This is a genomic window from Caballeronia udeis (assembly GCF_001544555.2).
In the GTDB taxonomy this organism is placed as follows: Bacteria; Pseudomonadota; Gammaproteobacteria; order Burkholderiales; family Burkholderiaceae; genus Caballeronia; species Caballeronia udeis.
In genome coordinates, this window is the sequence record NZ_FCOK02000190.1 from 1 (window position 1) to 1618 (window position 1618).

Consider the following 1618-nt stretch of genomic DNA (forward strand, 5'->3'; position numbering starts at 1 on the left):
TTTAATGTCGAGGCCAGGTAGAGATGTCGTAGCGTGAGCAAAGTAGAGATGTCGGGTTTTGGGGTGTTTTTAACCTGGTCAATCTCTCTCAAAAGGCTCATTTCCCCACCGCGGCTGCCCGCAATTCGGCAGTTCTCAAGATGATGCCGTTCAGGTCCGCTTGTGTGAGTTCGCGTTGCTTGCGCGTGTTGTTGGCCCGCATCTTCGGCTTCACCGGTTCACCCTGGTTGGTCCTCGAGGGCGAGCCCGAGATGCGCCGGTTGTCGCGCTCAAGCTGCACCTGCTGCGCCACCTCCAGCACGTGTCCCAGTCGCTTGTTATCGACTACCGCCCCTTGGTCCATGTCGGAGAGCCGATCGTACTGGCGGTAGGCTAGGGCGGTACCATTGGCCCGGATCTCGATGCGCCCATCCGGGTACTCATACACGTCCAGATAGTGGTGAATCAGGGCGCGATTGGCGGCCGTATCGTCGAGCAGGTAGAGCACCCGGTCGTATTGCACCGTCAACGTGTTCGACACGCAGCGCGAGACCCGGCACGTCAGGATCAAATCCAGATCCTCATCGTCCCTGAGCGGTCGATGCGCGTTGTACGCACTCCTGGGTTCCTTGCCAAAGCGGCCATTGAAGTCCGCAATGAAGTGGGGCGCATAAGCATTGGCGGCCTCTTTCGTGTTGATCTTGCGCAGTCTCAACTCCTTCACCAAGCGGTCCTGCAAGGTCAGATTGGCGCGTTCCACGCGCCCCTTGGCCTGGCTGCTGTTGGCACACAGCGTATCCACGTTCAACTCGTACAAGGCCCGCCCGTATTGGGTCACGCCCTTGCCGGGCGTGCTCGACTGGCTGTTGCACGAGAACACGCTCGCCTTGTCGCTGTATAGCGCCACCGGCTTCCCATATGCCTCAAGGTAGTGCCGCGTCGCTTCGAAATAGCTGAAGGTCGACTCGGTTGCAGTGAAGTGCAGCGTCATCAGCCGGCTGGTCGCGTCATCAATAAACACCAGCAGCGTGCAGGCCGGCGCGCGCTCCTCGAACCAGCGGTGATCGCTGCCATCGATCTGGATCAGCTCGCCCAGACACGAGCGCCGGTTCCTCGGCTGGTGGATCTTGGGCGGGCGTTGCTTGCGCGGAATCCATAGGCCGGCCTCGGTCATCAGGTGCCGCACGGTTTCCTTTGAAAGCGTCAAGCCATGACATTCGCGCAGCTTCTCGCACGCCAAGGTCGGACCGAAATCCGGGTAGCGCTCGCGAATCAAAACCAGCGCCCGGTACGCCGTTGCCTCATCGAGCTTTCGATTGCCCGGACGGCCTCGGGCAGCCGACCCAACACCGGCCGCGCCAGCTTGCTTGTACCGAAGCACCAGTCGCTCGACCTGACGCACCGTCAGGTGCAAACGCTCAGCAGCCAGCCCAGGCTTAAGCATCCTGTCCACCACAGCCTGAATCACCTTGAGTCGGTCGAGTTCGCGCATGTTCAACGTCACCAGTTCGGTTGGCCGCATGGCGAGCTCTCATCGTTAGACCGGGAGCTCCCAGCATCGCATCAACACCAAAACACGACATTTCTATCTTGCTCAAACACGACATTAGGATATTGCCCCTACATTTAAAAAGTTGAT

General features: G+C 59.6%; 1 protein-coding gene. It reads right to left on the reverse strand.

Annotation, left to right across the window (positions count from 1 at the left end; all coding sequences use genetic code 11):
- Window positions 1-97: 97 nt before the first annotated feature.
- Entirely contained in the window at window positions 98-1477 is a 1380-nt protein-coding gene (locus tag AWB69_RS45115; protein WP_407923091.1) for an ISNCY family transposase, read from the reverse strand.
- Window positions 1478-1618: the final 141 nt, after the last annotated feature.